Source organism: Streptococcus sp. oral taxon 058 str. F0407, from assembly GCF_000235485.1.
In the GTDB taxonomy this organism is placed as follows: Bacteria; Bacillota; Bacilli; order Lactobacillales; family Streptococcaceae; genus Streptococcus.
In genome coordinates this window covers 530,336-530,663 of sequence record NZ_JH378888.1, presented here as the reverse complement: position 1 = coordinate 530,663, position 328 = coordinate 530,336, and the positions used below count along the sequence as shown (strand labels likewise).

General features: G+C 43.6%; 1 pseudogene. It reads left to right on the top strand.

Annotated features, from left to right (window positions below):
- Positions 1-328 (top strand): annotated as a pseudogene (locus HMPREF9184_RS09765) (type IV secretion protein Rhs); the annotation flags it as partial.

Sequence of the window (328 nt, the reverse complement as noted above, 5' to 3'; positions counted from 1 at the left end):
TCTTGAAGAATGCCAAAGGCTTGGGGGATAATGTTTATCACTCCTTATCTACTTACCGTAAACAAATCACCCATCAGCTAAAAAATTCAGTGGATGAAAAAGTTTTAAACCTAAGTAAGGCTACCCAAGAGGGACTGGAGCGAGCCAAGCAGTTTACTTTGGAAGTACCGACTGTAAGAGTCGTACGAGAGGCTTCAACTGGTGGTCAAATGATGCGGTTTGAAAAAATGAGCAAGAGTCTGGGAGATACAGGTCTAGGAAAGAGCCTGGACAATCTGGCTTCTAAAGCGAAACATGTAGAAAACACCCGACTGGATAAACTCCGAGC